Below are 26,790 nucleotides of genomic sequence, written 5' to 3' on the forward strand. Positions count from 1 at the left end.
GTCCGGGGCGGCGCAGGCTGCGAGCCTCTTCCCCGAACCGGACAAGACCATGAAGACCGACTCGCAGCTGCAGCAGGACGTGATGGCAGAGTTGAACTGGGAGCCCGCCGTGCACGCCGCGCAGATCGGCGTCGAGGTGAACGACGGCGTCGTGACGCTGGCCGGCGAGGTCAGCAGCTACTGCGAGAAGCTCGACGCCGAACGCGCCGCGCAGCGCGTGCGCGGCGTGCGCGCCCTGGCCGTCGAGATGAAGATCAAGCTCTCGGCCTTCGGCCAGCGCAGCGACGCCGACATCGCCGAATCGGCGCGCAACATCCTGGGCTGGACGAGTTCGCTGCCGGTGGACGCCGTCAAGGTGCTGGTCCAGGACGGCTGGCTGACGCTGTCGGGCGACGTCGAATGGCACTACCAGCGCCAGGCCGCGGCCGACAGCCTGCGCGGGCTCGCCGGCGTCACCGGCATCAGCAACCAGATCGCCGTCGAGCCGGCACCGACGGCCACCGTCGTCAAGGCCGACATCGAGGCGGCGCTCAGGCGCCGTGCCAAGGCCGACGCGAAGACCGTCGTGGTCGAGGTCGCGGGCGGCGACGTGACGCTGAGCGGCACCGTGCACAGCTGGGCCGAACGCGATCTGGCCACACGCTCGGCCTGGGGCAGCGCCGGCGTGCGCCGCGTCGTCGACCGGATGAACCTCGTCTACTGAGACTGCGGCGGGCCGCCGGCCCGCCTTCGAGCAGCGCACGGCGCTGCCGCCCCCAACCCGAACCCGAAAGCCATTGCCATGAAAACCGACAGCCAGCTGCAGCACGACGTCAGCGCCGAACTGAAATGGGAACCGTCGGTGCACGCCACCCGCATCGGCGTCGAAGTGAAGGACGGCGTCGTGACGCTGGCCGGTCAGGTCGACAGCTACGCCCAGAAGTGGAGCGCCGAACACGCCGCGCAGCGCGTGCACGGCGTGCAGGCCATGACCAGCGAACTGACGGTGCAGCTCACCAGCCTGAGCGAACGCAGCGATGCCGACATCGCGCAGTCGGTGCGCAACGTGCTGGACTGGACGGCCTCGCTGCCCACCGGCACGGTGCAGGTGCTGGTGGAGGCGGGCCGCGTGACGCTGTCCGGCAGCGTCGACTGGCAGCACCAGCGACAGGCCGCCGCCGACGCCGTGCGCGGCCTGCTGGGCGTGACCGGCGTCAGCAACGAGATCGGCATCTCGCCGGTGGCGACGGCCGATGCGGTGCAGTCGGAGATCGAGGCGGCGCTGCTGCGCAGCTCGGTCGCGGACGCCCAGGCGATCAGCGTCGCAGTGCACGGCAGCGACGTGACGCTGTCGGGCACCGTCAGCAGCTGGGACGAACGCGACACCGCGACCCACTCCGCCTGGGGCACACGCGGCGTGCGCCGGGTCGTCGACCGCCTGACGCTGGCCCACTGACCGCGCCGCCCGGGCCGCAGCCGGGCTTGGCGCCCCTTCGCGGCAGCCGAGCGGCCGAGCGCCGCTAGCATCGCGTCACGCACCTGGCGGAGGACACGATGGCGACGGCGGACGAGAAGAACCTGGATGGCGGCACCGAAGCGGCGCCGCTGCGCATCGCGGTGATGGGCGCCGGCGCGGTCGGCTGCTACTTCGGCGGCATGCTCGCGCGTGCCGGGCACGAGGTGGTGCTGATCGGCCGCCCGGCGCACGTGCAGGCGATCGAGGCCGACGGGCTGCGGCTGCAGACCCGCGGCTTCGACGAACGCGTGCGCGTCGGCGCCAGCACCCATGTCGGCGCGGTCGAAGGCGCGTCGCTGGTGCTGTTCTGCGTCAAGTCGACCGACACCGAGGCTGCCGCGCAGGCGATGCGCCCGCACCTGGGCGCCGACACGCTGCTGCTGAGCCTGCAGAACGGTGCCGACAACGCCGAGCGCCTGCGCACGCTGCTGCCGCAGCCGGTGCGCGCCGCGGTCGTCTACGTCGCAACCGAGATGGCCGGCCCCGGCCACGTGCTGCACCACGGCCGCGGCGAGCTGCTGGTCGAACCCGGCCGCGGCGGCGACGACTGGGCCGAGGCCTTCCGCGCCGCCGGCGTGCCGGTGGCGATCTCGGACGACGTGCGCCAGGCGCTGTGGGTCAAGCTGATCCTGAACTGCGCCTACAACGCGCTGTCGGCGATCTCGCAGCAGCCTTACGGCCTGCTGGTCGCCGGCGCAGGCGTCACCGACGTCATGCACCTGATCGTGCGCGAGTGTGTCGCGGTCGCCGCCGCCGAAGGTGTCGAGCTGCCGGCCGACATCGACGCCAGCGTGCTGGCGCTGGCCGGCTCGATGCCGGGCCAGCGTTCGTCGACGGCGCAGGACCTGGCGCGCGGCAAGAGCACCGAGATCGACCACCTCAACGGCTACGTCGTGCGCCGCGGCCGCCAGCACGCCATCGCCACGCCGGTGAACCAGACGCTGGTGACGCTGGTGCACCTGCTCGAGAGCGGGCGCGGCGCCGGCTGAACGCCCTCAGCCGGCGCGTGGCCCGCAGCACGACGGCGTGGCCGCGGCCGCGGGCCGGTCCACCGCCGCCGCCAGCGGCTTGCGCGCACGCACGAAGCCGCTGGCGAATTTGCCGTCGACCTCGGCCGCGAGCGCCTGCAGCTCGGCGCCCTGCCCGGCCAGGAACTCCAACGCGTCCTCGGCACCGTAGATGCGTGTCAGCTCGATGCCGGCGTTCTCGAAACCGGCGGCGGCCAGCTTGGCCAGGTAGTCGGTGTCGGACAGCGCACCGGCAACGCAGCCGGCCCACAGCTCCATGCTGCGGCGGATCGCAGGCGGCATCTCGCCGCGCACGACGACGTCGCTGACGGCGAAGCGCCCGCCGGGTTTGAGCACCCGGAAGGCCTCGCGCAGCACGCGGTCCTTGTCGGCCGACAGGTTGATCACGCAGTTGGAGATGATCACGTCGACGCTGTCGTCGGGCAGCGGGATGTTCTCGATCTCGCCGCGCAGGAAGAAAACGTTGCGCTGCCCGCTCTTCTGCTTGTTGTCCTGGGCCAGCGCCAGCATCTCGCGCGTCATGTCCAGGCCGAAGGCCATGCCGGTCGGGCCGACACGCCGCGCCGACAGCAGCACGTCGATGCCGCCGCCCGAACCGAGATCGAGCACGGTCTCGCCCGGGTTCAGCTCGGCCAGCGCGGTCGGGTTGCCGCAGCCCAGCGAGGCCAGCAGCGCCTTCTCGGGCAGGCCGCCGGCCTGCACGGCGTCGTACAGGTCGGAGGTGATCGGGTCGGAGCCGCCGACCGCGGCGGCGCCGCAGCACGCGCCGCCCTGCGCCACCTGTGCGGCGGCGGCGCCGTAGCGGCTCTTCACGAGGTCCTTGACGTCGGTTTCGGTGTTCATCGTTGCTCCTTCGGACGAGCGGTTCAGCCGCAGCACACGGCCTGCGGTTCGACTGCCTTGTTGCGCGTGCAGCACTCGGCGTAGAGAAAGGCCAGCAGCTCCTGCAGCACCGCGGCATTGGCGGCATAGCGCAGGAAGGTGCCTTCGCGCTGCACCGTGACCAGGCCTTCGTTGCGCAGCCGCTCGAGGTGGTGCGACAGCGTCGAGCCCGTGATCTGCAGCTCGGCGGCGATGTCGCCGACGAACAGGCCGTGCGGGTGTGCGCTCAACAGCAGGCGCACGATGCGCAGCCGCGGTGCGGTGCCCATCGCGCTCAGCATGTCGGCAAAACGGGCGGTGGATTCGTCGTCGGGAGTGGGCATGGTGGCAGGTCTGGTTTGATGCTTCGACAATAATCGAATCTAAGACTCTCGGCAAGTGGAAAACAAACCGGCCCCCATTCACGCCATATTTCTGTAATCTTGGAACTGTAGACTTCACTCCATTGATGCCCGCCCGGGCCCTGCCACGAGGACCAACGAGATGACGACGATCCAGGTATTCGACCCCACGATGTGCTGCAGCAGCGGCGTCTGCGGTGCCGAGGTCGACCCGGCGCTGGTGGCCTTCGCCGCCGACTTCGCCTGGGCGCAGCAGGCCGGCGCCCGCATCGAACGGTTCAACCTCGGCCGCGAGCCGATGGCCTTCGCGCAGAACCCGACCGTCGGCGCCTTCCTGCAGCGCTCGGGCGCCGAGGCGCTGCCGCTGATCCTGGTCGACGGCGAAGTCGCGCTGGCGGGCCGCTACCCGCAGCGCGAGGAGCTGGCGCGCTGGGCCGGGCTGGTGTTGCCGGCGGCGGCGCAGGCCGGTGGCTGCTGCAGCGGCTCGCGCTGCTGCTGAAGCGGCGGCCGCGATGCAGTTCCTCGACCAGCCGCCGCGTTTCCTGTTCTTCACCGGCAAAGGCGGCGTCGGCAAGACCTCGATCGCCTGCGCCAGTGCCGTGCGGCTGGCCGACGCCGGGCGCAAGGTGCTGCTCGTCAGCACCGACCCGGCGTCCAACGTCGGCCAGGTGTTCGGCGTGGCGATCGGCAACCAGGTCACGCCCATCGAGCAGGTGCCGGGGCTGCAGGCGCTGGAGATAGACCCGCAGGCCGCAGCGCAGGCTTACCGCGACCGCCTCGTCGGGCCGGTGCGCGGCGTGCTGCCCGATGCGGTGGTCAAAGGCATTGAAGAACAGCTCTCGGGCGCCTGCACGACCGAGATCGCGGCTTTCGACGAGTTCACCGCGCTGCTCGCCGACGACGCGTCGACGGCGGGTTTCGACCACATCGTCTTCGACACCGCGCCCACCGGCCACACGATCCGGCTGCTGCAGCTGCCCGGCGCGTGGAGCGGCTTTCTCGAGACCGGCAAGGGCGACGCCTCCTGCCTGGGGCCGCTGGCCGGCCTTGAAAGACACCGCAGCCAGTACCGGGCGGCACTCGACGCGTTGTCCGATCCGCGGCGCACTCGGCTCGTGCTGGTGGCGCGCGCCCAGGGCGCGGCCTTGCGTGAACTGGCACGCACCCACGACGAACTGGCGGCGGCCGGGCTGCACAACGCGTTTGTCGTCGTCAACGGCCTGATGGCCGCCGCCGACACCGCAGGCGACGCGCTGGCCGCGGCGATCCACCAGCGCGAGCAGGCCGCGCTGCAGGCGATGCCCCAGGCGCTGCGCGCGCTGCCGCAGGACCGGCTGGCGCTGAAAGCCATCGACTTGGTGGGCGTCGCGGCGCTGCGGAACCTGCTGGACGGCGCGTCGCCGGACCCGGCAGCGCCGCTGCCCGCCGGCGCGCAGCCGCCGCGCGCGCCGCACCCGCTGTCGGCGCTGGTCGACGGCATCGCCGCCGACGGCGCCGGCCTGGTGATGCTGATGGGCAAGGGCGGTGTCGGCAAGACGACGATGGCCGCGGCCATCGCCGTCGCGCTGGCGCGTCGCGGCCTGGACGTGCACCTGAGCACCTCCGACCCGGCCGCGCACCTGGACGAGACCCTGCTCGGCGCCCTGCCCCAGCTGCGGGTCAGCCGGATCGACCCGCATGCCGAGACCGAGCGTTATCGCCAGCACGTGCTGGAGACGAAAGGCGCCGCGCTCGACGCCCAGGGCCGCGCCCTGCTCGAGGAGGACCTGCGTTCGCCCTGCACCGAGGAGATCGCGGTCTTCCAGGCCTTCTCGCGCATCATCCGCGAGGCCGGCACACGTTTCGTCGTGATGGACACGGCGCCGACCGGCCACACGCTGCTGCTGCTCGACGCCACCGGCAGCTACCACCGCGAGATCCTGCGCCAGACCGGCGACAAAGGCCTGCGTGCGACGACGCCGCTGATGCGGCTGCAGGACCCGCGGCACACCAAGGTCCTGATCGTGACGCTGGCCGAGACGACGCCGGTGCTCGAAGCTGCCGCGCTGCAGGCCGAGTTGCGCCGCGCCGGCATCGAGCCCTGGGCCTGGGTCGTCAACCAGAGCCTGGCGGCCGCCGGCACGAGCGCGCCGCTGCTGCAGCGCCGCGCCGCCGCCGAACAGCCGCAGATCGAGCAGGTCCGGCGCCTGTCCGCCGCCCGCCTGGCCGTCGTCGCGCAGCAGCTGGCCGAGCCGGTCGGCCTGCAGCGCCTGGCCGCACTGACGGAAATCGACCATGGAGAACTTCCGCGATGAATGAAACCCAGGCCGTCAAGGCCTTGGCCGCGCTGGCCCAGGAAGCGCGGCTGCGGATCTTCCGCGCGCTGGTCGGCGCCGGGCCCGACGGCATGACGCCGTCGGCGCTGGCGGCGATGCTCGACATCCCGGCCTCGACGCTGTCCTTCCACCTGAAGGAGCTGATCCACGCCGAACTCGTCAGCAGCGAGCGCGACGGCCGCAGCCTGATCTACCGCCCGGCGATGGCGCGCATGGACGCGCTGCTGGGCTACCTCACCGACCACTGCTGCCAGGGCCAGGGCTGCGCGGCCGCCCCGGCGGGCCGGCGCTCGTCCTGCTGATCCGCAGCGATCTCCATTCCTCCGTTGAAAGGTCCGCGATGGAACCGAATATCTACAACGTCCTGTTCATCTGCACCGGCAACTCGGCACGTTCGATCCTGGCCGAAGCCTTGATGAACCAGCTCGGCGGCGGGCGCTTCCGTGCTTACTCGGCCGGTAGCCACCCGAAGGGCGAGCTGCACCCGCTGACGCTGAAGACACTGGCGGCGCAGCGCCTGCCGGCTGACGGTTACCGCAGCAAGAGCTGGGAGGAGTTCGCACGCCCGGGCTCGCCCGAGCTGCATTTCGTCTTCACCGTCTGCGACCAGGCTGCCGGCGAGGTCTGCCCGGTGTGGCCGGGCCAGCCGATCAGCGCGCACTGGGGCATGCCCGACCCGGCGGCCGCTCCCGAGGCCCAGCGCGAGCAGGCCTTCGTCGACACCTTCGTGACGCTGAAACGCCGCATCCAGCTGATGCTCGCGCTGCCGCTGGCCAGCCTGGACCGGATCGCGCTGCGCCGGGAAGTCCGCAACATCGGCACGCACTGACATGATCACCCACCTCCTCATCCTGTGCACCCACAACTCGGCGCGCAGCGTGCTCGCCGAAGGCATGCTGAACCACCTGGCGGCGCGCCTGGGCCTGGACGTGCGCGCGCACAGCGCCGGCAGCGCGCCCAGCGGCCGCATCAACCCGTTCGCGCTCGAGGTGCTGGCCGAGGCCGGCGTCTACACCAGGGGCTTTCGCAGCAAGAGCTGGGACGAATTCACCGGCGCCGGCGCGCCGCCACTGGCCGCCGTCATCACCGTCTGCGACAGCGCCGCGGCCGAGACCTGCCCGGTGTTCTTCGGCGGCCCGGGGCAGCAGCCGGTGAAGGTGCACTGGGGCTACCCCGACCCGTCCGCCGCCGAGGGCGGCGACGAAGGGCGGCGGCGCGCCTTCGAGCTGACGCGCCAGGCGCTCGGCTACCGCATGCTGCAGTTGCTGCAGCTGCCGCTGGCCGAACTCGACCGCGACTCGCTGCAGCAGGCGCTGCAGCAGATCGCACAGAGCTGAAACGATGAACACCCGAACACAGCACGCACCGGCCGCGCCGGCACCGATGAGCCTGTTCGAACGCTGGCTGACGCTGTGGGTCGCGCTGTGCATCGTCGCCGGCATCACGCTCGGGCAGCTGCTGCCGGGGCCGTTCCAGGCCATAGGCCGGCTCGAGGTCGCGCAGGTCAACCTGCCGGTGGGCCTGCTGATCTGGGTGATGATCATCCCGATGCTGCTGAAGGTGGACTTCGGCGCGCTGCATCAGGTCGGCGCGCACTGGCGCGGCATCGGCGTCACGCTGTTCGTCAACTGGGCGGTCAAACCCTTCTCGATGGCGCTGCTGGCCTGGATCTTCATCCGCCACGTGTTCGCGCCCTGGCTGCCGGCCGAGCAGCTCGACAGTTATGTCGCCGGGCTGATCCTGCTCGCGGCGGCGCCCTGCACCGCGATGGTCTTCGTCTGGAGCCGGCTCACCAACGGCCACCCGCTGTTCACGCTGAGCCAGGTGGCGCTGAACGACACCATCATGGTGTTCGCGTTCGCGCCGCTGGTCGCGCTGCTGCTCGGGCTGTCCGCGATCACCGTGCCGTGGGCCACGCTCATCACCTCGGTCGCGCTGTACATCGTGGTCCCGGTCATCGTCGCCCAGCTCTGGCGGCGCGCGCTGCTGCGGCGCGGGACAGCCGCGCTCGAAGCCGTGCTGGCGCGCATCGGCCCGTGGTCGATCGCGGCGCTGCTGGCGACGCTGGTGCTGCTGTTCGCCTTCCAGGGCCGGGCCATCCTGCAGCAGCCGCTGGTCATCGTAATGCTGGCGGTGCCGATCCTGATCCAGGTGTTCTTCAACTCGGGGCTGGCCTACTGGCTCAACCGCCGCGTCGGCGAGGCGCACAGCGTCGCCTGCCCCTCGGCGCTGATCGGCGCCAGCAACTTCTTCGAGCTCGCGGTGGCGGCGGCGATCAGCCTGTTCGGCTTCGAGTCGGGCGCGGCGCTGGCCACCGTCGTCGGCGTGCTGATCGAGGTGCCGGTGATGCTGCTGGTGGTGAACATCGTCAACCGCAGCAAGAGCTGGTACGAGGCCGGGGCGGCCCGGCGCTGAACCGCCCCGGCGCCGAGCTCAGTGCTGGTGGGCGCCGCCTTCGCGCGGCGTCTGCACCCACACCATCACCTCGACGCTGCCGGCGCGCTCGAACCGCAGCGTCAGCGGGAAACGTTCGCCGTCGCGCAGCGGCGCCTTCAGCCCGAGCAGCATCAGGTGAACGCCGGCGCCGCCGTGGCGCAGCAGCAGGCGCTCGCCGGGCGGCAGCTCCAGCGCCTCGAGCGCACGCATGCGCATGACGTCGCCGTCGAGCGTGCTGCGGTGGATCTCGACACGCTCGGCCACCGGCGTCGAGGCACCGAGCAGGCGGTCGGCGCTGCGGCCCTGGTTGGCGATGGCGCGGAAGTAGACCGCGCCGGTGGACGCCCCGGCCGGCGTCGGCGTCGCGTAGGGGTGATCGATCAGCAACTCGCCGGCACGCGAGCCGTGGCCCCAGGCCAGGCCGGCAGCGGTGGCCAGCAGCGCGCCGAGCAGGCCGCGGCGCAGCGGGCGGAGCGGGCGGCGGCTCACCACCGGCCCTCCAGCAGCTGCGGCCGGCTCCAGACCAGGCGCAGCGCGACATGCGTCACCTGCTCGCCCGGCAGCCACTGGCGCCCGGTTTCCAATGCCAGCACGAGGCCAGGCGCCGCTTCGTACGACGCGGCCAGCGTGGCGCGCTCCGACGCAGCCGATTCCAGCACCCCCGCTTCGCCGCCCAGCAGCGCCGTGCCGACACCGTTCAGCCGGTTCTCGGGCACCAGGCGCTCCAGCCGGCCGGCCAAGGACCAGCGCGCCAGCGGGCGCCAGACCAGGTCGGCCCAGCCGCCGGCGATGCGCGAATGCACCGCGGCGTCGCCGCTGGCCGAATAGAGCTGGCCACGTTCGCGCCGCAGCAGCGCGGCGACGATGACGGTCCAGTCGCCGGCATCGGGCTCCCACTGCAGGCTGCCGGCCAGCACGTCGACCGTGCCGTCGAAGCAGACACGCTGCTGCAGGCTCTCGCGGCAGTCCAGCGTGCCGTGCGAATGGCCGCTCGAGACCACCGTGCTCGCGGCCGAGCCGCGAGCGTCGGGCTGGAAGCGGGCGGCGCTCAGGTGCGCGTCGACATGGCCCCAGCCGGCGTGCAGGTGCAGCGACGGCACCAGCGGGCCGTGTTCGCCGCCGGGGAAAACCCGGCCGCGCCACAGGCCGGCCTCGACGCCGCGCAGGCCGTCCGCGTCGCCGTCGCCGGCTCGCCAGGCCAGCGCCAGGCCGTCGTCCACCCATTCGTCGTCGAAGACCGCGCGTTTGGCCAGCGGTGTCTGGCTGAAGCGGTCGAAGTGGCCGGCGCCGTCGATCGGCGCGCCCAGGCGCACGGTGTCGCGGCCCAGGCGCAGCGCGAGCTCGCCGGTCTCGCCCGGCCAGCGCGCCTGCAGCGTCGCGGCTTCGACGTGGGCGCCGTCGCGGTCGTGCCAGCCGACGGCCACGGCGGCGCCCAGCTGGCGCGTCAGGCGCGCGCCCAGGTCGACGGTGGCGTGCTCCAGGCGCAGACCGTCGCGCTGGTCGGGCGGCGCGCTGCCGCGCAGCAGCACGCCGGGCAATCGGGCCGCGGGCCAGCGCGCGTCGGCGTCGGGCAGCACGCCGGCGACGGCCGCGCCCAGGCGCCAGCCGGGAGCTCCGGGCAGCGCATCGGCGTCGATCTCGTGCGCCTGCGCGGCGCCGGCAAACAGCAGCACGCAGGCGGCGGCGCGCCAGCGCTCAGTTCTTGGCGAAGGGGTCTGCATGGCGGGCATCGGTGAGGAAGTCGGTGTCGGTGAGCGTGCGCAGGAAGGCGACGATGTCGGCCTGCTCCACGCCGTCGAGATCGATGCGGCTGATCAGGCCGTCCTTGTAGGGGTTGGTGCGGCCGTCGCCGGCATGCGGGCCCGAGGCTATGTGGCGGCCGCCGGCGGCATAGGTCGCGACGACCTCGGCCAGCGTGCTGATGCTGCCGTCGTGCATATAAGGCGCTGTGACCTCGACGTTGCGCAGGCTGGGTGCGCGGAACGCGCCCATGTCGGCGGCCTTGGCCGTCAGCTCGAAGACGCCGCGGTTGTCCTCGGGGTAGGCCCCGGTGCCGCCGATGTTGTAGAGGCCGGTGTTGTGGAACGGCGTCTCGACGACACGGCTGCCGGCATGCACGATCTGGTCGTTGAAGTTGAAGCTGCCGTGGCAGTGGAAACACTCGGCCTTCTCGCCGAAGAACAGCTTCATGCCGCGCAGTTCGGCCGCCGACAGCGTGGCCTTGCCCGCCAGCCACTGGTCGTAGCGGCTGTTGCCCGAGATCAGCGTGCGCTCGAACGCGGCGATCGCCTTGATCACGTTGCTCCAGCGGAGCGGTTCGGCCTCGCCGGCGAAGACCGCGGCAAAACGCGCCGGGTAGCCGGCGACGCCGGTGTCGGTGCGCAGCCGCTCCAGCACCGCAGCCTTGTTCCTGTCGTTGACACCCATCTCGACCGGGCGCTCGCCGAACAGCGGCGTCTCCATCTGCCGCTCCAGCGTCACCAGCGACGGGTTGGCCCAGGTCAGCGTGGCGTTGTAGACGACGTTGGCCAGGTGCTGCGCGGCGCGCGGGTGGTCTTCGCCGGTCGAGCCGACGGCATGCGCCCGGCCGTCGGTGAAGGCCAGCGCCTGCAGGTGGCAGCTGCCGCAGGACTGCTCGCCGTTGCCCGACAGGCGCGGGTCGTAGAACAGGAAGCGGCCGAGTTCGACCTTGGCCGCCGACATCGGGTTGTCCGCAGGCACCTTGGGCGCCGGGAAGTTGGCCGGCAGCGACCAGCTCCAGGCCGCGTCGGAGCCGCTGTCCTCGGTGAGCGTCGTGCCGCCGCCACCGCAGGCCGCGATGGCGGCCAGAACGGCAACGGCGACGGCGCCCCCACCCAGCAGGGGGGCGCCGCGTCTCACTTGGACACCGCCTTGAACAGCGTCTGCGCGGCGCCACCGTTGATCGGCAGCCCGGTGCCGGTGCCGTCGGCCTTCCAGTCGAGCGCGAAGGACTCGAAGACGTGCAGGCACTCGGGGTCGGTACCGCCGGACATGCAGCCGGGGGCGCTGGCCCGGTTCACCGTGATGTCGGTGCCGGCCAGCAGCGCGGCGACGTCGACGGCGATCTTCTGCGTCGACGGGTCGAACCTGGCGAGGCTGAAGTCCATGCGGTTGGACGCGACGCAGGACACGGTCTCGCCGCTGGCCGGGTTGCCGGTGCAGCCGGTCGAACCCAGGTGCACGTAGAAGCTCTTGGCGGTCCAGCTGCCTGCGGTGCCGGCGGGGTCGACGAACTCGAGCTTGGCGAACTTGCGCCCCGACTGCCAGCTCCAGGCCATCGCCTGCAGGTCCAGCGGCGCCGGCGCCGCGGCGTAGTCGCTGTGGTTGAGCGCGAACGGCACGCCCATCGTCATCTTCACGCCGACATAGTCGCCCGCGGGCACGGTGCCGGTGATGCGGGCGTTGGTCGCGGTGGTGCCGCTGCTGCAGTTGCCGCTGGCGTCCTCGAGGTCGATCAGCGTCAGCGTGTTGCCGCCGCTGCTGTAGTTCCAGTCGTCGTTGGCGCCCAGGGTCAGCGCGAGCTCGGTGCCGTCGGCCTTCACGAGCTTGACGTTGGAGATGTAGAAGCGCAGGTCCTGGACCGCGGCGTCGACCGCACCGGAACCCAGGCCGCTGACGGTGCTGCCGCAGGCGACCGGGGTGCTGCCGGCGACGGCGGCGAACTCCAGCGTGACGGTCTTGGGCGAGTCGTCGCCGCCACCCCCGCCGCCGCAGGCGCTGAGGAGGGCGAAGGCGCCGAGGGTCAGGGCGGACGGAATGAAGCCGTGCTGTTTCATGGATGTACTCGTTGTCTCGTTGCTTGCCGTGGCCGGCGGCGCGCCGTATGGGCGTGCGCGCGCCGGCAGCCGTCGCGCAGGGCGACGGCGGCGTCTTGGGGTGGTGGCTGCCGCGGCCCGCTCAGCGGGCCGGTTGACGATCGGCCCGGCGTCGGCCCAGGGCTTGCCTGGGCACGCGCGGCGTCGTCGGGGTCAGGCGCGTGCCGGAGGAGCGCGCGCGAGCGCGCTGCGCCAGACGAAGAGCGTGCGCGGAGCGCGCAGCAAGGCCGGGGCGGGCAGGACGCCGTGGCCGGCCGAGATCAGCGCCGGCGCGTCGTCGGGCGGCAGCCCGAGTGCCGGGGCAAGGAGCGAACAATAGGGGCAGTGTTCGAGCGCCTGCAGCCGGGCCGGCGTCTCGGGCTCCTGATCGGCCGTGGCCTGTATCCATCTGGAGCCCTGGGCCGAGCAGATCTCGACCCAGCCGATGCCACGCGACGATTGCACCGCGTGCGAAATCGATGGCGCCAGGGCCGCCAACAGCAGCGCGAAGGCCATAAGCCAGCCGACGCGACAGCGATTGACGGACATCCAATTCATTGCGAAGAATTGTATGCGAGACCCGGCATTCATTAGCACCATTGCGCCGGATCAAAACAGCAAATCCAACTCAGGCAGAACGGCGCCGGCGCAAGCGGCCGCCGATCACCACCTGGAGCGTTGACCCCGCCCTCGCGCAGCCTGCTACCGTCAGCTCCCGCCGCCCCACCCGCCTGCACCGCGATGAGTTCAACCCCCACCCGCGCCTGGATCCGCCTGCCCTCGGGCGCCGCGCTGGACCTGATCAACCCCTCGCCCGACGCCTGGACCGACACCGACCTGGCGCTGCGCCTGGCGCGCACCTACCGCTGGGGCGGCGAGTCCTGCTGGCCCTGGCCGCTGTCGGTGGCCCAGCACTCGCTGCTGGTGCTGCAGTTGCGCCGCGGCGACGGCCCGCTGTCCGACGCCGAGGCGCGCGCCGAGCTGCTGCACGACGCCGAGGAAGGTTTCCTCGGCTTCGACTGCATCTCGCCGCTCAAGCAGGTGCTGGGCGAGCCCTTCCGCGCCGTCGGCGAGCGCCTGATGCGTGCGATCAGCCTGCGCTACCGGCTGCCGGCCTGGAGCGCCGAGGGCCATCGCCAGCACAAACGCGCCGACCGCATCGCCGCGGCCTCCGAGGCGGTGCACTGCGTCGGCTGGTCCGAGGCCGAGGTGCGCGAGGTGCTCGGCATCCACGACCCCATCCTCTCGCAGGACCCGCTGCAGGCGCCGTACGGCGACACCGCCTGGCAGCCCTGGCCGTCGGAACTCGCGGCCGAACGTTTCCTGGCCGAACTGCAGCGCCTGCATCCCGGCATCGACCCGCGCTGAGCGGCCGCCGGCCCCCCGCCACGACCGCCCGCCTCCGGCCCGCGGCCGCATCGTTCGCATCCGAAAGCCGCTCGCACGCGGACGGCAACCGCTCGGCGGCGCCTTGCCGCCTCTCGCCAGAGAGTCCACACCGCAATAGCGGTATCTCCAGAATTAGCAGCACAAAAGACGCTGGAGAAAGACCGGATGCACGCCGACGAGCGCCACCTCGCACCCCATTCACAGGCCGGCACGACGGCCGCCTGAATACAGCTTGGTTCGCCCCAGCCGCGAACCTTCTCTCGACTTCCACGGCCATCAGGCGCCGGCCGTAACGGGCGCCGGGGAAACTTCCATGTTCGACCGACTTTCTTTCAAGGCCAAGATGATCTGCCTGGTCAGCACCACCGTGGCCGGCATGCTGGTGCTGCTGGGCAGCACGGTGTGGCAGGTCCGCCAGGAGATCGACCAGGGCCAGCGCGCGCAGCTGACGGCCGTCGTCGACAGCGCCCGCAGCATCATCGCCAGCTACCAGGCCGAGGTCGCCGCCGGCACGCTGACGCTCGCGCAGGCCCAGACCGCCGCCAAGGCGGCGCTGCGCGGCGCGCGTTTCGGCGCCGAAGGCAAGGACTACTTCTACGTCTGGACGCTGGACTGCGTCGGCGTGATGCACCCGATCAACCCGCAATGGGAAGGCCGCAACATGCGCGGCCAGATCAAGGACGGCCAGGGCGGCGACCTGATCGCCACGCTGGCCTCGGCGTTGCAGGCCAGCGCCGACGGCCGCGTCTTCGTGCAGTCGTATTTCGCCAAGCCCGGCAGCCAGGAGGTCGTGCCCAAGCTGCAGCACGCGGTGCTGATCCCGCAGTGGGGCTGGTTCGTCGGCACCGGCATGTACCAGGACGTCGCCGCGGCGCAGCGGCTGCAGTCGCTGTGGCGCTCGCTGGCCGTCGGCGTGCCGCTGATGGGGCTGATCGCGCTGCTGTGCTTCAGCATGTCGCGCGCGGTGCTGCGCCAGATCGGCGGCGACCCGGCGCAGGCCAAGGCGGTGATGGCGCGTGTGGCCGAAGGTGACCTCAGCGTCGATCTCGGCCAGCCCCCTGCCGACAGCCTGCTGGGCGAACTCGCGCGCATGGTGCAGGCGCTGCACCACACCGTCGCCCAGGTGCGCAGCGCCACCGAGAGCATCGTCACCGCGTCGGCCGAGATCGCCGCCGGCGGCCACGACCTGTCGCGCCGCACCGAGCAGACCGCGGCCCAGTTGCAGCAGACCGCCTCGGCGGTGGAGCAGCTCAACGGCACCGTCGACCACACCGCGCACTCCAGCCGCAGCGCCGCCGAACTGGCGGCCCAGGCTTCGAGCAGCGCCGACCGCGGCGGCCAGGTGGTGCAGGAGGTGGTACAGACCATGGCCGCGATCAGCGCCAGCGCCGGGCGCATCGGCGACATCACCGGCGTCATCGACGGCATCGCATTCCAGACCAACATCCTGGCGCTGAACGCCGCGGTGGAAGCAGCACGCGCCGGCGAGCAGGGCCGGGGCTTTGCCGTCGTCGCCAGCGAGGTGCGCAACCTGGCGCAGCGCTCGGCGCAGGCGGCGCGCGAGATCAAGGCGCTGATCGGCGAGTCGCTGGAGCGGGTCAACGACGGTGCCCAGCACGTGCAGCGTGCCGGCGGCGCGATGCACGACATCGTGCAGCAGGTGCAGCGGGCGGCCGGCATCATCCGCGAGATCTCGGGCGCCACCGCCGAGCAGTCGGCGGGCCTGGGGCAGATCAACCGCTCGGTCGCCGACCTGGACGAAGCGACGCAGCAGAACGCGGCGCTGGTCGAGGAATCGGCCGCCGCCGCCGGCAGCCTGCAGGCGCAGGCACGGCGGCTGGAAGACACGATGCGCAGCTTCAAGCTGGCGGCGCACACGGCCTGAAGCGGCCGCCCGCGAATGCCCGACATTTCCCATCCGGCAATTCCGCCGTTCGCTTTCAGCCGGCAACCGTTCGGCGCCATCGGACGCCTTTCGCCCGAAGTCCATTAGCCGCCGCAGGCGATCCCCAGAATGGCAATTCCCCACACAACTCTGGAGAAAGACCGATGCAATCCGACAGACGGCGCCTGATTTCCAAGACCCTCGCCGGCGCCGCCCTCGCGGCCGCCTTCTGCGCTCCCGGCGTCGCCACGGCCGCCGACGAAGCGCCGGCGATCCTGGGCACCTGGCGCCTGGTGAGCTACGTCGTCGAGGTGCAGCAGACCGGCGAGATCATGCCGGTGATGGGCGCCAAGCCGAGCGGCGGCGTCGACTTCACGCCCAACGGCCGCGTGTTCTTCATGCTCACCGCCGACGGCCGCAAGCCGGGCAAGACCGAGGCCGAGAAGGCCGCGCTGCTGGACACCATCGTCTCCTACACCGGCCGCGCCGAGATCAAGGGCGACCAGTGGACGACGCATGTCGAGGCCGCCTGGAACCCGGCCTGGGTCGGCACCGCGCAGACGCGCAACTTCAAGGTCGACGGCGACAAGCTGCAGGTCACGACGCCCTGGCGCGTGATGCCCAACTGGGCCGACAAGGGCATGACGCGTTCGCTGATCATGTTCGAACGCCAGAAGTAAACACCGCGGCGCGCGGCGCCGGGCATCGGCGCCGCCGCCGCCTCCGTTCAGGCCGAGGCCGCGGCCGGGCTCCTCAGCATGGAACAGGCCCGGGCCGCGGCCAAGGCCATCCTTCGCCCGGCAGATTACCAATCCAATGCGCGCCCTTTAAAGGGCAAATGAAGCAACCGGAGCAATTCCGGACATTGCTCGATTGTTCACGCCCGTTGCAAACGACAAGCTCGTCACCGCAGCACGTAGACATGGCAATTAACCCTGCGCGCCAGGCCATCAGGTGTGATCCAAAGCATCAGAATAAACGCAGTAAATCATTGATAAACTGCGAATTCACCGATTCTCAGGGCAATTCTTGACATAGATCCAGAAACGGCGCCGGCCTCGCGTAATGTAATGAGTTGAAAGCCAGGCCACAGCCGATTGCAATTCAAAAGGCACGCCCGGCAATCGGAAGGAAAGAGATGGGCGAGCAATCGACAAAAGAGGAAGGCCTCGGCGGCGCCGGCGGATTCAGCCGGCGGTCGATGTTGAAGGCGGTGGGGCTGGTCGGTCTGGGAGCCGTGGGCGCCGGCATCGGGCTGCCCTTCATGAAGACATCCATCGCCAAGGGCATGGAGCAGCTCGGCGCCCCCGAAGGCGAGATCGCCTGGAACGCCTGCCTCGTGAACTGCGGCAGCCGCTGCCCGCTGAAGTGCCACGTGGTCAACGGCGCCATCCGCTGGATCTCGCAGGAAGACAACCACGGCAGCGGTGACGACACCTTCGGCCAGCACCAGGTGCGTGCCTGCCTGCGCGGGCGCTCGGCGCGCCGCCGGGTCTACAACCCGGACCGCCTGAAGTACCCGATGAAACGCGTCGGCAAACGCGGCGAAGGCAAGTTCGAGCGCATCTCCTGGGACGAAGCGATCACGATCGTCGGCGACAAGCTCAAGCACACGATCGACACCTACGGCAACCAGGCCATCTATTACCAGTACGGATCGGGCAGCACCGGCTACAACATGGCCGGGCGCAGCTCCTGCCACCGCTTCCTGAACGTGATCGGTGGTTATCTCGAGTTCTACAACACCTACAGCACCGCCCAGATCCGCTTTGCCCTGCCCTTCACCTACGGCGAGGGCTACGGCTCGGAGTGCAGCTACACCCGCGAGATCGGCAACGCCAGGCTGGCCGTCTTCTTCGGCTACAACCCCGGCGAGTTGCGCATGAGCGGCGGCGGCGAGACCTACCAGGTCAACGAATGGCGCCGGCGCAACCAGGTGCGCACGATCTTCATCGACCCGCGCTACTCCGACAGCATGCTGGGCAAGGAAGACGAGTGGATCCCGATCCGCCCGGGCACCGACGCCGCGCTCGTCAGCGCCATCGCCTGGGTGCTGATCAAGGAAGACCTGGTCGACCAGGAGTTCCTCGACACCTACTGCGTCGGCTACGACGCGACGACGCTGCCGGCCTCGGCACCGGCCGACGCCTCGTACAAGGACTACATCCTCGGCCAGGGCCCCGACGGCGTCGCCAAGACGCCCGACTGGGCGGCGCGGATCACCGGCATTCCGGTGGCGCGCATCGTCAAGCTGGCGCGCGAGATCGGCACCGCCAAGCCGGCGTTCATCGCCCAGGGCTGGAGCCTGCAACGCCACGCCAACGGCGAACAGGCGGCGCGTGCGGTCTGCATGCTGCCCATCATCACCGGCAACATCGGCCTGCCGGGCACCAACATCGGCGAGGAGCCCGGCTCCTACGGCTATCCGGTGGCCAAGCTGAAGATGCCGCCGAACCAGGTCAAGGTGAAGATCCCGTGTTTCCTCTGGACCGATGCGATCACGCGCGGCCAGGAGATGACGGCGCTGGCCGACGGCGTCAAGGGCGCCGACAAGCTCGAGCAGCCGATCAAGTTCCTCTGGAATTACTCGAGCAACACGACGATCAACCAGCACTCGGACATCCACGCGACGCACCGCATCCTGCAGGACGAGTCGCTGTGCGAGTTCATCCTGGTGATCGAGAACCACATGACGCCGACCGCGCGCTACGCGGACGTGCTGCTGCCCGACATCAGCAACTTCGAAGGCAGCGACATCATCAGCAACGGCTACGCCGTCGGCGAGATGGGCGGGCCGATCTTCCTGTCGCCGGCGATCAAGCCGCTGTTCGAGTGCAAGTCGGCCTGGGACATCTGCACGCTGCTGTCGCGCCACCTGGGCGTCGAGCAGGCCTACACCGAAGGCAAGCCCTTCGAGCAGTGGCTGCAGGAGGGCTACGTCAAGATGCGCGAGGCCGACCCGGAGCTGCCGCAGACGCTGGCCGAAGCGCGCGCCATGGGCATGATCAAGCGCCGCGCGCCCGAAGGCAAAGGCATAGGCCTGTCCAAGTTCCGCGCCGACCCGGACGCCAACCCGCTGAAGACGCCGTCCGGCAAGATCGAGATCTACTCGGAGCGCCTGGCCGAGATCGCCGCCACCTGGAAGCTGCCCGCAGGCGACGTCATCACGCCGCTGCCGCAGTACGTGGCGACCTGGGAAGGCTACGAAGACACCGAGGCGCGCAAGACCTACCCGCTGCAGCTCTACGGCCGCCACCCCAAGGGGCGCACGCACTCGACGTACCACAACCTCGACGTGCTGCGTGCCGCGGTCGCCGACGCGGTATGGCTCAACCCGCTCGACGCCCAGGCGCGCGGCGTCAAGGACGGCGATCTGGTGCGTGTCACCAGCGCGCGCGGCCAGACGCGCATCCAGGCCAAGGTGACGCCGCGGATCATGCCCGGGGTGGCCTCGATGGAACAGGGCATCTGGTTCAAGTTCGATGCCAACGGACAGGACACCGAAGGCAGCGTCAACGTGCTGACCTCGCAGCGTCCATCGCCCCTGGCCAAGGGCAACCCGCAGCACACCAACCGGGTCCAGATCGAGAAGATCTGAGGAGCAGCAAATGGCCAACCAACAATACGGCTTCTACATCGACTCGGCCAAGTGCACCGGCTGCAAGACCTGCCAGCTGGCGTGCAAGGACTACAAGGACCTGCCGGCCGACGTGAACTTCCGCCGCGTCTACGAGTACGTGGGCGGCAACTGGCAGGCCGACGGCGAGGCCTGGACGAACAACGTCTTCGCCTACTACCTGTCGATCTCCTGCAACCACTGCGCCGACCCGGCCTGCACCAAGGTCTGCCCGACCGGCGCGATGCACAAGCGGGCCGAGGACGGCCTCGTCGCCGTCAACGAGAACATCTGCATCGGCTGCAAGTCCTGCCGCATGGCCTGCCCCTACGGCGCGCCGCAGTACGACGAGCGCAAAGGCCACATGACCAAGTGCAATGGCTGCGCCGAACGTGTGGCCGTCGGCAAGAAGCCGGTCTGCGTCGAGGCCTGCCCGCTGCGCGCGCTGGAGTTCGGCCCCGTAGCCGAACTACGCGCCAAGTACGGTGACCTGGCCGCCGTCGCACCGCTGCCGGACGCGAAGTACACGCACCCGAGCATCGTCATCCACCCGAGTTCGAACGCCCGCCCCTGTGGCGACCGCAGCGGATTCCTGGGCAACCCGAGGGAGGTTTGATCATGGGCTGGCATGAATGGCCGTTGGTCTTGTTCACCGTCATCGCGCAGACGGCGATGGGGGCGTTCTGGTGGTGTTTCGCGGCGTTGATGGCCGGGGGCCTGGACCCCGAGCGCCGCCATGCGCTGGAAAAACGTCTGATCGTCGTCTGGGCGCTGGTCGCGGTGGGTTTCGGCTGCGCCGCTTTCCACCTGGGCTCGCCGCTGCGCTTCATCAACGCGAGCTTCCGCTTCGGCTCGGCCGCGTTCTCCAACGAGGTCGTGTTCGGCAGCCTGTTCGCCTGTGCCGGCATCGTCACCTGGTACCTGGCGTGGAAGAACCTGGCCTCGGTGCAGGTGCGCAACCGCCTGCACTGGCTGACGCTGCTGCTGTGCGCGGGCTTCCTCTACGGCATGTGCTCGTTCTACTTGATGCCGACGGTGCCGACCTGGAACACGCCGCTGACGCCGCTGGCCTACGTGCTGACCGCGCTGATCGGCGGCGGCGCGGTGGCGGCGGCGCTGTTCGCGTCGGTGGACATCGAGCGCGGCTTCCTGCGCCACGGGCCGCTGAAGCTGGCGGCGCTGGCCGTCGGCCTGGCGGTGCTGGTGACGGTCACGCAGGCCAGCGGCATGGCGGCCATCGCCTCGTCGATCAAGCAGGCTTCGGCGCTGACGCCCGACTACGCGGCGCTGATGGTGCTGCGCTTCGTGATCCTGTTCTCGGTGCTGGGGCTCTGGATCCGCAGCAGCCTGCGTGGCCAGGCGCTCGGCCTGCAGACGGGGCTGGCCTACGGCGGGCTGCTGATGCTGGGCGAGATGGTGGGCCGCGGCGTCTTCTACAACCTGCACATGACCGTCGGCCTGCGCTGAACGGCCTCCGGAGGACGACGATGACGCCCCGACAACCCGACGCGACGATGGGCCTGGCCGAGTTCGCGGCCGCCGCCCGCGTGCTGGGCGCGCTCTTCTACCGCGCACCCGACGACACCAGCGTGCGGCCCTTCATCGACCTGGTCGCACGCGGCGAGCTCGCCGGCCTGTGGCCCGCGGGCGAGCCGGCCGCGCTGGACGAGATCGGCGCCACGATGCGCGCCGCGCTCGGCGCACCGAACGCGCTGCTGGTGCTCAAGCGTGAACACCAGCGCCTGTTCATAGGCCCCGACGAGCTGCCGGCGCCGCCCTGGGGCTCGGTCTACCTGGAAGAAGAGCGCACGCTGTTCGGCGAGACGACCGAGGCGCTGCAGGACTTCCTGGCGGCCGAGGGCGTGGCGCTGGACTCGGGCCAGCAGGAGCCCGAGGACCACATCGGCCTGCTGTTCTGGGCCGCGGCACTGCTGGCCGAGGAAGGCCGCGAGGCCGCCGTGCGCACGCTGCTGGCGGACCACCTGCTGTCCTGGTCGGGCCTGTACCTCCAGGCCCTGGACGAGGCGACAACCAACACCTTCTACCGCGGCCTCGTCGCGCTGACGCGCCTGACGCTGGCCGAGGCGCGCACGCTGCTCGCGCTGCCCGAAGGCGCCTGAAACCCGCCCCGACGATGACGGCCCTGCCCCTGCCCCCGTGCACCGAAGCCGGCGCCGCGCCGGCCGCCCTCGCGTGGCTGGCGCGCCGCCATTCGCAGGGCCCGCGCCAGCTGGCCGGGCCAGGCCCAACACAAGACCAGCTCGAGCAGGCGGTCGCGCTCGCGGCACGTGCGCCCGACCATCTGGAGCTGGCGCCCTGGCGCTTCGTGCGCATCGACGCCGCACAACGCGCGCGCTTGGGCGAACTCTTCGCCGCCGACGCGGCGCAGCGCGGCGAGCCGGCCCCCGAGATCGAACGCGCGCGCCGGCACGCCGCGAAGGCGCCGGTGCTGCTGGCCGTCGTCGCCCGCGTGCGCGACGACGTAGCCGAGGTGCCGGCGCACGAACAGTGGATGTGTGTCGGCGCCGGCGTCATGAACCTGCTGGACGCGCTGCACCTGATGGGCTTCGGCGCCAAGCTGATCAGCGGCGTCTCGCTGCGCGACGCCGCCGTCCAGGCCGCGTTCTGCCGTCCCGGGGAACAGCTCGTCGCCTGGGTGGTCTGCGGCACGCCGACGACGCCGGCGCGCGCCCGGCACACCGAGGCGGCCAGCACACGCCTGAGCGACTGGTCCTGAGCCGCCGCGGCTGCGCTACACCAGCCCCAGCCCGCCCAGCAGGCCGCCGGCCGCGAGCAGCCACAGCAGGTGCAGCCGGGTGCGCCAGACCAGCAGCGCCGAGACCACCGTCAGCAGCCACAGCAGACCGTCTTCGCGCCAGCGGCCCGAAGGCCGCGCCAGCAGCCAGCTCGTCGCCAGCATCACGCCGATGACCAGCGAGGACAGGCCCTGCCGGAAGGCGCGCACCGCCAGCCGCTCGCGGTGGCGCTGGCACCAGCGAGTCGCGAACAGCGTCAGCAGCGAACTGGGCGTCAGCACGCCGACGACACAGAGCACCGCACCCAGCAGGCCGGCCAGCAGACCGAGCGCGCCGTGCGCGCCGTGGCCGGCGCCGCTGACGCCGACGTTCCACCCCAGCAGCGCGATGAACAGCACGTTGGGCCCGGGCGCCGCCTGGGCGAGCGCGATCGATGCGCTGAACTGGGCCTCGCTCAGCCAGCCCTGGCCCTGCACCAGATAGCGGTGCATCTCGGGCGCCAGCGTGATCGCGCCGCCCACCGCCAGCAGCGACAGCGAGAGCTGGAACAGCAGCAGATGCAGCCAGTCGGCCAGGCTCATCGGGCCTCCGCCCGCCGCAGGCTGCGCCAGGTGAGCCCGTAGGCGATGCCGCCCAGCACCAGGACGATCAGCACCAGCGGCAGCCGCGCCAGCGCGACACCGCCGAAAGCCGCGGCCGCCAGCAGCAGCGCCGGCACCAAGCCCATCGGGTGCCGCCGCAGGCTGCCCGCCAATTTCAGCGCGGTGCCGGCGATCAGGCCGGCGGCGACGGCGCCCATGCCACGCAGCGCCCCGGCCATCGCCGCATGCTGCGAGAAGCGCCCGTACAGCGCACCCAGCGTCAGCAGCAGCAGCAGCGGGAAGGCCAGCAGGCCGGCCAGCGCGGCGAGTGCGCCGCGCCAGCCGAAGCGGCGGTCGCCATACATCAGCGCCAGGTTGCAGACGTTGGGGCCGGGCATCAGCTGGGCGACGGCCCAGTCCTCGACGAACTCGTCGGTGGACATCCAGCCGCGCCGCTCCACCAGCTCACGCTGCACCACGGCCATCACGCCGCCGAAACCCTGCAGCGCCAGCCAGGAGAAGGCCCAGAACAACTCGCCGGGCGCCCGCGGGCCGGGCCGCTGGGTCAGGTCGGGTGAGCCGGCCACTTACTGCAGCACGATCTTGCGCTCGCGGATCACCTGGCCCCAGGTGGCGGTCTCGCGCTCGATTTCCCGGGCCAGGTCCTCGCGGGTACCGGGCTGCGGCGGCATGCCGTGTCTATTCAGCTCGGTGACGACCTCGGGCGACTTCAGCACCTTCACCAGCTCGAGGTTCCAGCGCTCCAGCATCGGCTTGGGCAGCCTGGACGACGCCAGGAAGGCGTACCAGTTGGTGGCGCTGTAGCCGGGATAGCCGGACTCGGCGATGGTCGGCACGTTCGGCAGCGCCGCCAGCCGCTTCGGGCCGGTGCTGGCCAGCGGCACCAGCGCGCCGCTCTCGATGTGCGGCTGCGCCGTCGAGTAGGTCGAGTAGTACGAGGCGACGCGGCCGCCCAGCAGGTCCTGCATCGCCGGCGCGCCGCCCTTGTACGGGATGTGCACGGTCTCGACCTTGGCCATGTGGTCCAGCATCTCGCCGGCCAGGTGCGAAGCCGAGCCCGGGCCGGTGGAGGCGTAGTCCAGCTTGCCGGGGTTCTTCTTCGCGTAGTCGATGAACTCGGCCAGCGTCCTGATCTTCAGGCCCGCATGCACCACCAGCACGTTCGGGAAATTGACCGCCATCGTGATCGGCGCCAGGTCCTTCACCGGGTCGTAGCCCAGCTTCATCAGGTGCGGCGCCACCGTCAGCGGGCCGACCGAGCCGAACAGCAGCGTGGCGCCGTCGGCAGGCCCCTTGGCGACGAACTGGTGCGCGATGTTGCCGCCGGCTCCCGGCCGGTTGTCGATGACGACCGTGACGCCGAGGTTCTCGCCCAGCTTCTTGCCGATGACACGCGCCGCCGCGTCGGCGGCGCCGCCGGCGGCGAAGCCGACGACGATGGTGACCGTGGACTTGGTCGGGAAGGCCTGGGCGGCGGCCCAGCCCGGGGCGAGCTGGGCCAGGGCCGCGACGGCAGCGGCTTTCAGCACTCGTCTCTTGTTCATCGTTTCCTGTCTCCGTTGTTGTGTCAGTCGGAGCCCAGGCCGACCGGGTTGGGTTGGCGCTTCTCGACCGCGTGCCGCAGCAGCGCCGCGGTGCGAAAGACGCCGTGGGCGAACTTGCCGTAGGGCAGCGTGACGAACAGCGCCATCACCGCGCCCAGGTGCAGACACAGCAGCAGCGCCAGCGCGGGCGTGCTGCGCCCCAGCCACAGCGCCAGGCCGCTGGCGCTGGTCAGAAAGAGCAGCGCGATGAAACCCAGGTCCATGGGTTTTTGCGCCGCGTCGCCGTGCTGCGGGTCGCGGCGCCGGTTCAGCCGCCACAGCCCGGCCGTGCCGACGAGCAGGCTGAAGCCGCCGGCAGCCCCCAGCAGCTTGGGCAGCGACGGCAGGTCGTAGGGCGCCGGCAGGTCGAACGCGTAGTGGTAGAGCGTGCCCAGCGCGGTGGCCAGCAGGCAGGCGGCGAAGCCGTAGAAGGTGAAGTGGTGGAAGCGCCGGCGCCACAAGGTGTAGGCGTCGTCCTCGTTCGGGCAGCCCTGCCCGTGGCCGCCGTCCAGGTACTTCAGGCGCAGCACGTCGTGCACGGCTTCGGCCGCGGCCGGCGCGCTGGCCGGCTGGCCGCTGGTCACCGGGCGCAGCTCGCGCCAGAAGCGCCGCACGCCCAGGCCGAGCGCGAGCACGGCGAACAGGAACACCGGCGCGAACAGGCTGACCAGCAGGTGGTGCGGGAACACGGCGTAGAAGCTGCCGCCCAGGCCGCCGCCCCACAGCGGGCCGTTCGACGCCACGGCCGCGGCCAGGAAACCGGCGATCGCCAGCGTCAGCGCCACGGCCAGCGTGGCGCCGTTGCGCCGGTACAGCGCGCCCAGCGCCGGCGGCCAGGCGTAGTCGCCGTAGGTCTGCCCGCGCAGGCGCGCCATGGCCTGCGGCACGTTGATGGCGAACTCGTGCGGCGGCGCGTACTGGCAGGCGTGCAGGCAGGCGCCGCAGTTGTGGCAGAGGTTGGCCAGGTAGTGCAGCTCGGCCTGGCCGAAGACCAGGCGCCGCGTCATCGCCGGGAACACCGCGCAGAAACCTTCGCAGTAGCGGCAGCCGTTGCAGATCTGCATCTGCCGGGCGACCTCGGTCTCGTCGGCGCTCCAGACGGCCTGGCCCTGCGCCAGCGCGCTGGCCTCGCGCGTCAGCGCTTCAAGCGAACGCATGGCGCGCTCCCTGTTGCTGGAAGGCGGCGCGCGCCGCGTTGCTGCCGGCAATGCGGCCGAAGGCGGTGCCGATGGACATGCCGACGCCGGCGGTATAGCCCTTGCCGAGCACGTTGCCGGCCATCATTTCGCCGGCCACGAACAGGTTCTCGCTGGGCACGCCGCCGAAACGCACCGCGGCGGTGTCGTCGGTGCGCAGGCCCAGGTAGGTGAAGGTGACGCCCGGCCGCACCGCGTAGGCGTGAAAGGGCGGCGTGTCGATCGCGCGCGCCCAGTGCGTCTTCGCTGGCGCCAGGCCTTCGGTGCGGCAGTCGTCCAGGCGCGTGTGGTCGAAGTGGCCCGGCCGGCAGGCCGCGTTGTAGGCCAGCATCGTGCGCATGAAGGCCTCGACGTCCAGGCCGAGCGCGCGCGCGAGCCCGGGCAGCGTGTCGGCGCTGGTGCCGGGAAAGACCGGCGGCATGAAGCGGCCGACGGCCTTGGCGTCGATGACCGAATAGGCGATCTGCCCCGGCTGCTGCGCGACCAGGCGCCCCCAGATCGCGTAGCGCTTGGGCCAGAAGTCCTCGCCCTCGTCGTAGAAACGTTCGCCGCGCTGGTTCAGCACCACGCCCAGCGAGACGCAGTCGATGCGCGTGCAGATACCGCCGTCGTACAGCGGCGCGCGGGCGTCGATCGCCACCATGTGCGCCTGGGTCGGGTCGCCGATGCGGTCGGCGCCGTGGTCGGCCAGCAGGTGCTTGAGCAGCACGCCGCGGTTGAAACGCGTGCCGCGGATGATGAAGTTGTCGGCCGGCCATTCGCCGCGTTCGTTCTCGCCCCAGGCCTCGCGCAGCCACTCGCGGTTGGACTCGAAGCCGCCGGCAGCCAGCACGCAGGCGCCGGCCTGGATGCGTTCGCCGCGCACGTGCGCGGCGACGAAACGGCCGCCTTCGATCTCCAGGCGATCGACCGGCGCCTCGTAGCGCACGCGCACGCCCAGCTTCGCGGCGCTGCGGTAATAGGCGTTCACCAGCGCCTTGCCGCCGCCCATGAAGAAGGCGTTGGTGCGCGCGACGTGCAGCGCGCCCGACAGCGGCGGCTGGAAGTGCACGCCGTGGCGGCGCATCCAGTCACGGCAGGTGGCCGAGGCGCGGATCACGAGCCGCGCCAGGTGCTCGTCGGTGAGGCCGCCGGTGACCTTCAGCAGGTCCTGCCAGAACTCCTCTTCCGGGTAGGCCTCGACCAGCACGTCCTGCGGCGCGTCGTGCATGCAGCGCAGGTTGCGCGTGTGCGCCGAGTTGCCGCCGCGCCAGGGCCGGGGCGCGGCCTCCAGCAGCAGCACGCTGGCGCCCGCTTCGGCCGCCATCAGCGCGGCGCACAAGGCGGCGTTGCCGCCGCCGATCACGAGCACGTCGGGACTCATCGAATACCGCCAGGAAGATGGACGGCGGATTCTTGGGGCGGGCGATTGTTCTGGGAAGTGAAAAGCGCGAAGAGATTATTGCGAAGTA

Annotated in this window: 29 protein-coding genes; 17 read left to right on the forward strand and 12 right to left on the reverse strand. The window is 71.1% G+C overall.

What is annotated here, in order from left to right:
- The first annotated feature begins 49 nt into the window (after positions 1 to 49).
- From CKO43_RS07775 to CKO43_RS07785, 3 genes are all read left to right on the forward strand, one after another.
- The gene (locus CKO43_RS07775; RefSeq protein WP_200228174.1) at positions 50 to 703 is read left to right on the forward strand and encodes a BON domain-containing protein; all 654 of its coding nucleotides are present in this window, start codon (positions 50 to 52) and stop codon (positions 701 to 703) included.
- 78 nt (positions 704 to 781) lie between these two features.
- Positions 782 to 1,435 carry a BON domain-containing protein gene (locus CKO43_RS07780; RefSeq protein WP_200228175.1) on the forward strand — a complete coding sequence of 218 codons (654 nt, stop codon included), beginning with the start codon at positions 782 to 784 and terminating at the stop codon, positions 1,433 to 1,435.
- 149 nt (positions 1,436 to 1,584) lie between these two features.
- Complete coding sequence (locus CKO43_RS07785) at positions 1,585 to 2,484, forward strand: ketopantoate reductase family protein (protein ID WP_200228198.1); 900 nt, start codon at positions 1,585 to 1,587, stop codon at positions 2,482 to 2,484.
- Between the two features lie 6 nt (positions 2,485 to 2,490).
- On the opposite strand, the gene CKO43_RS07790 is transcribed toward CKO43_RS07785, so the two are convergent.
- Positions 2,491 to 3,366 (reverse strand): arsenite methyltransferase, encoded by an 876-nt coding sequence (locus CKO43_RS07790; protein WP_200378314.1) that lies wholly within the window; start codon positions 3,364 to 3,366, stop codon positions 2,491 to 2,493.
- A gap of 23 nt (positions 3,367 to 3,389) precedes the next feature.
- The gene (locus tag CKO43_RS07795) at positions 3,390 to 3,728 is read right to left on the reverse strand and encodes an ArsR/SmtB family transcription factor (RefSeq protein ID WP_200228177.1); all 339 of its coding nucleotides are present in this window, start codon (positions 3,726 to 3,728) and stop codon (positions 3,390 to 3,392) included.
- Between the two features lie 160 nt (positions 3,729 to 3,888).
- On the opposite strand from CKO43_RS07795, the gene arsD reads away from it, so the two are divergent.
- From arsD to arsB, 6 genes are read left to right on the forward strand one after another with little or no spacing between them, the layout of a single operon-like run.
- Positions 3,889 to 4,245, forward strand: a complete 357-nt coding sequence (gene arsD / locus CKO43_RS07800; protein ID WP_200378315.1) for an arsenite efflux transporter metallochaperone ArsD — start codon at positions 3,889 to 3,891, stop codon at positions 4,243 to 4,245.
- Between the two features lie 13 nt (positions 4,246 to 4,258).
- Positions 4,259 to 6,040, forward strand: coding sequence for an arsenical pump-driving ATPase (gene arsA, locus CKO43_RS07805; protein ID WP_200378316.1), 1,782 nt, complete (start codon positions 4,259 to 4,261; stop codon positions 6,038 to 6,040).
- Entirely contained in the window at positions 6,037 to 6,363 is a 327-nt protein-coding gene (locus CKO43_RS07810; protein ID WP_200228180.1) for an ArsR/SmtB family transcription factor, read from the forward strand. Before arsA ends, CKO43_RS07810 begins: the two co-directional genes overlap by 4 nt.
- 38 nt (positions 6,364 to 6,401) lie before the next feature.
- Complete coding sequence (locus tag CKO43_RS07815; RefSeq protein WP_200378317.1) at positions 6,402 to 6,890, forward strand: arsenate reductase ArsC; 489 nt, start codon at positions 6,402 to 6,404, stop codon at positions 6,888 to 6,890.
- A 1-nt stretch (position 6,891) separates the two neighbouring features.
- Complete coding sequence (locus CKO43_RS07820) at positions 6,892 to 7,398, forward strand: arsenate reductase ArsC (RefSeq protein WP_200378318.1); 507 nt, start codon at positions 6,892 to 6,894, stop codon at positions 7,396 to 7,398.
- Positions 7,399 to 7,402: 4 nt separating this feature from the next.
- Positions 7,403 to 8,476 (forward strand): ACR3 family arsenite efflux transporter, encoded by a 1,074-nt coding sequence (arsB, locus tag CKO43_RS07825; RefSeq protein ID WP_200378319.1) that lies wholly within the window; start codon positions 7,403 to 7,405, stop codon positions 8,474 to 8,476.
- 18 nt (positions 8,477 to 8,494) lie between these two features.
- On the opposite strand, the gene CKO43_RS25750 is transcribed toward arsB, so the two are convergent.
- The 5 genes from CKO43_RS25750 to CKO43_RS07845 all read right to left on the reverse strand — a co-directional run bounded on the left by CKO43_RS25750 (position 8,495) and on the right by CKO43_RS07845 (position 12,912).
- Positions 8,495 to 8,986: a copper chaperone PCu(A)C gene (locus tag CKO43_RS25750; RefSeq protein WP_346728224.1), complete on the reverse strand. Its 492-nt coding sequence runs from the start codon at positions 8,984 to 8,986 to the stop codon at positions 8,495 to 8,497.
- Positions 8,983 to 10,218, reverse strand: coding sequence for a hypothetical protein (locus tag CKO43_RS25755; RefSeq protein WP_242481091.1), 1,236 nt, complete (start codon positions 10,216 to 10,218; stop codon positions 8,983 to 8,985). Before CKO43_RS25755 ends, CKO43_RS25750 begins: the two co-directional genes overlap by 4 nt.
- Positions 10,193 to 11,377 carry a methanobactin export MATE transporter MbnM gene (locus CKO43_RS07835; protein WP_200378320.1) on the reverse strand — a complete coding sequence of 395 codons (1,185 nt, stop codon included), beginning with the start codon at positions 11,375 to 11,377 and terminating at the stop codon, positions 10,193 to 10,195. The genes CKO43_RS25755 and CKO43_RS07835 overlap by 26 nt, the downstream gene beginning before the upstream one ends.
- Positions 11,374 to 12,294 (reverse strand): MbnP family copper-binding protein, encoded by a 921-nt coding sequence (locus CKO43_RS07840; protein ID WP_200378321.1) that lies wholly within the window; start codon positions 12,292 to 12,294, stop codon positions 11,374 to 11,376. The genes CKO43_RS07835 and CKO43_RS07840 overlap by 4 nt, the downstream gene beginning before the upstream one ends.
- Positions 12,295 to 12,486: 192 nt before the next feature.
- Positions 12,487 to 12,912: a DUF2946 domain-containing protein gene (locus CKO43_RS07845; RefSeq protein ID WP_346728225.1), complete on the reverse strand. Its 426-nt coding sequence runs from the start codon at positions 12,910 to 12,912 to the stop codon at positions 12,487 to 12,489.
- A 141-nt stretch (positions 12,913 to 13,053) separates the two neighbouring features.
- On the opposite strand from CKO43_RS07845, the gene CKO43_RS07850 reads away from it, so the two are divergent.
- From CKO43_RS07850 to CKO43_RS07885, 8 genes are all read left to right on the forward strand, one after another.
- Positions 13,054 to 13,680: a phosphohydrolase gene (locus CKO43_RS07850; protein WP_200378323.1), complete on the forward strand. Its 627-nt coding sequence runs from the start codon at positions 13,054 to 13,056 to the stop codon at positions 13,678 to 13,680.
- Positions 13,681 to 14,014: 334 nt separating this feature from the next.
- Positions 14,015 to 15,586, forward strand: a complete 1,572-nt coding sequence (locus CKO43_RS07855; protein ID WP_200378324.1) for a methyl-accepting chemotaxis protein — start codon at positions 14,015 to 14,017, stop codon at positions 15,584 to 15,586.
- Positions 15,587 to 15,750: 164 nt separating this feature from the next.
- Positions 15,751 to 16,266, forward strand: a complete 516-nt coding sequence (locus CKO43_RS07860) for a lipocalin-like domain-containing protein (RefSeq protein WP_200228188.1) — start codon at positions 15,751 to 15,753, stop codon at positions 16,264 to 16,266.
- Between the two features lie 521 nt (positions 16,267 to 16,787).
- Complete coding sequence (locus CKO43_RS07865) at positions 16,788 to 19,184, forward strand: DMSO/selenate family reductase complex A subunit (RefSeq protein ID WP_242481092.1); 2,397 nt, start codon at positions 16,788 to 16,790, stop codon at positions 19,182 to 19,184.
- A gap of 10 nt (positions 19,185 to 19,194) precedes the next feature.
- Positions 19,195 to 19,818, forward strand: coding sequence for a DMSO/selenate family reductase complex B subunit (locus CKO43_RS07870; RefSeq protein ID WP_200228190.1), 624 nt, complete (start codon positions 19,195 to 19,197; stop codon positions 19,816 to 19,818).
- 2 nt (positions 19,819 to 19,820) lie between these two features.
- The gene (locus CKO43_RS07875) at positions 19,821 to 20,669 is read left to right on the forward strand and encodes a dimethyl sulfoxide reductase anchor subunit family protein (protein ID WP_200378326.1); all 849 of its coding nucleotides are present in this window, start codon (positions 19,821 to 19,823) and stop codon (positions 20,667 to 20,669) included.
- 20 nt (positions 20,670 to 20,689) lie between these two features.
- A complete protein-coding gene (gene dmsD, locus CKO43_RS07880) occupies positions 20,690 to 21,322 on the forward strand; it encodes a Tat proofreading chaperone DmsD (RefSeq protein WP_200378327.1) in 633 nt (210 codons plus the stop codon).
- 14 nt (positions 21,323 to 21,336) lie between these two features.
- A complete protein-coding gene (locus tag CKO43_RS07885; RefSeq protein ID WP_200378328.1) occupies positions 21,337 to 21,939 on the forward strand; it encodes a nitroreductase family protein in 603 nt (200 codons plus the stop codon).
- Between the two features lie 15 nt (positions 21,940 to 21,954).
- Here CKO43_RS07885 and CKO43_RS07890 read toward each other — a convergent pair whose 3' ends face one another.
- Genes CKO43_RS07890 through tcuA form a run of 5 tightly spaced genes read right to left on the reverse strand, consistent with a single transcriptional unit; the run spans position 21,955 to position 26,702 of the window.
- Entirely contained in the window at positions 21,955 to 22,539 is a 585-nt protein-coding gene (locus tag CKO43_RS07890) for a chromate transporter (RefSeq protein WP_200232109.1), read from the reverse strand.
- Entirely contained in the window at positions 22,536 to 23,126 is a 591-nt protein-coding gene (locus CKO43_RS07895) for a chromate transporter (protein ID WP_200378329.1), read from the reverse strand. Before CKO43_RS07895 ends, CKO43_RS07890 begins: the two co-directional genes overlap by 4 nt.
- Positions 23,127 to 24,104: a Bug family tripartite tricarboxylate transporter substrate binding protein gene (locus CKO43_RS07900; RefSeq protein WP_200378330.1), complete on the reverse strand. Its 978-nt coding sequence runs from the start codon at positions 24,102 to 24,104 to the stop codon at positions 23,127 to 23,129.
- A 23-nt stretch (positions 24,105 to 24,127) separates the two neighbouring features.
- Complete coding sequence (gene tcuB, locus CKO43_RS07905; protein ID WP_200378331.1) at positions 24,128 to 25,300, reverse strand: tricarballylate utilization 4Fe-4S protein TcuB; 1,173 nt, start codon at positions 25,298 to 25,300, stop codon at positions 24,128 to 24,130.
- A complete protein-coding gene (gene tcuA / locus CKO43_RS07910; RefSeq protein ID WP_200378332.1) occupies positions 25,287 to 26,702 on the reverse strand; it encodes an FAD-dependent tricarballylate dehydrogenase TcuA in 1,416 nt (471 codons plus the stop codon). Before tcuA ends, tcuB begins: the two co-directional genes overlap by 14 nt.
- Positions 26,703 to 26,790 lie beyond the last annotated feature (88 nt).

The sequence above is a fragment of the Rubrivivax gelatinosus genome (assembly GCF_016583785.1).
Classification (GTDB): Bacteria; Pseudomonadota; Gammaproteobacteria; order Burkholderiales; family Burkholderiaceae_C; genus Rubrivivax; species Rubrivivax gelatinosus_B.

Coding starts and splice junctions, on each gene's coding strand:
- tcuB (WP_200378331.1), bottom strand. CDS start 25,300: ATGCGTTCGCTTGAAGCGCTGACGCGCGAGGCCAGCGCGCTGGCGCAG.
- CKO43_RS07815 (WP_200378317.1), top strand. CDS start 6,402: ATGGAACCGAATATCTACAACGTCCTGTTCATCTGCACCGGCAACTCG.
- CKO43_RS07865 (WP_242481092.1), top strand. CDS start 16,788: ATGTTGAAGGCGGTGGGGCTGGTCGGTCTGGGAGCCGTGGGCGCCGGC.
- arsA (WP_200378316.1), top strand. CDS start 4,259: ATGCAGTTCCTCGACCAGCCGCCGCGTTTCCTGTTCTTCACCGGCAAA.
- CKO43_RS07860 (WP_200228188.1), top strand. CDS start 15,751: ATGCAATCCGACAGACGGCGCCTGATTTCCAAGACCCTCGCCGGCGCC.
- CKO43_RS07855 (WP_200378324.1), top strand. CDS start 14,015: ATGTTCGACCGACTTTCTTTCAAGGCCAAGATGATCTGCCTGGTCAGC.
- CKO43_RS07870 (WP_200228190.1), top strand. CDS start 19,195: ATGGCCAACCAACAATACGGCTTCTACATCGACTCGGCCAAGTGCACC.
- CKO43_RS07795 (WP_200228177.1), bottom strand. CDS start 3,728: ATGCCCACTCCCGACGACGAATCCACCGCCCGTTTTGCCGACATGCTG.
- CKO43_RS07890 (WP_200232109.1), bottom strand. CDS start 22,539: ATGAGCCTGGCCGACTGGCTGCATCTGCTGCTGTTCCAGCTCTCGCTG.
- tcuA (WP_200378332.1), bottom strand. CDS start 26,702: ATGAGTCCCGACGTGCTCGTGATCGGCGGCGGCAACGCCGCCTTGTGC.
- CKO43_RS07900 (WP_200378330.1), bottom strand. CDS start 24,104: ATGAACAAGAGACGAGTGCTGAAAGCCGCTGCCGTCGCGGCCCTGGCC.
- CKO43_RS25755 (WP_242481091.1), bottom strand. CDS start 10,218: ATGCAGACCCCTTCGCCAAGAACTGAGCGCTGGCGCGCCGCCGCCTGC.
- CKO43_RS07885 (WP_200378328.1), top strand. CDS start 21,337: ATGACGGCCCTGCCCCTGCCCCCGTGCACCGAAGCCGGCGCCGCGCCG.
- CKO43_RS07790 (WP_200378314.1), bottom strand. CDS start 3,366: ATGAACACCGAAACCGACGTCAAGGACCTCGTGAAGAGCCGCTACGGC.
- CKO43_RS07820 (WP_200378318.1), top strand. CDS start 6,892: ATGATCACCCACCTCCTCATCCTGTGCACCCACAACTCGGCGCGCAGC.
- CKO43_RS07775 (WP_200228174.1), top strand. CDS start 50: ATGAAGACCGACTCGCAGCTGCAGCAGGACGTGATGGCAGAGTTGAAC.
- CKO43_RS07845 (WP_346728225.1), bottom strand. CDS start 12,912: ATGGTGCTAATGAATGCCGGGTCTCGCATACAATTCTTCGCAATGAAT.
- arsB (WP_200378319.1), top strand. CDS start 7,403: ATGAACACCCGAACACAGCACGCACCGGCCGCGCCGGCACCGATGAGC.
- CKO43_RS07875 (WP_200378326.1), top strand. CDS start 19,821: ATGGGCTGGCATGAATGGCCGTTGGTCTTGTTCACCGTCATCGCGCAG.
- arsD (WP_200378315.1), top strand. CDS start 3,889: ATGACGACGATCCAGGTATTCGACCCCACGATGTGCTGCAGCAGCGGC.
- CKO43_RS07810 (WP_200228180.1), top strand. CDS start 6,037: ATGAATGAAACCCAGGCCGTCAAGGCCTTGGCCGCGCTGGCCCAGGAA.
- CKO43_RS07840 (WP_200378321.1), bottom strand. CDS start 12,294: ATGAAACAGCACGGCTTCATTCCGTCCGCCCTGACCCTCGGCGCCTTC.
- CKO43_RS07780 (WP_200228175.1), top strand. CDS start 782: ATGAAAACCGACAGCCAGCTGCAGCACGACGTCAGCGCCGAACTGAAA.
- dmsD (WP_200378327.1), top strand. CDS start 20,690: ATGACGCCCCGACAACCCGACGCGACGATGGGCCTGGCCGAGTTCGCG.
- CKO43_RS07850 (WP_200378323.1), top strand. CDS start 13,054: ATGAGTTCAACCCCCACCCGCGCCTGGATCCGCCTGCCCTCGGGCGCC.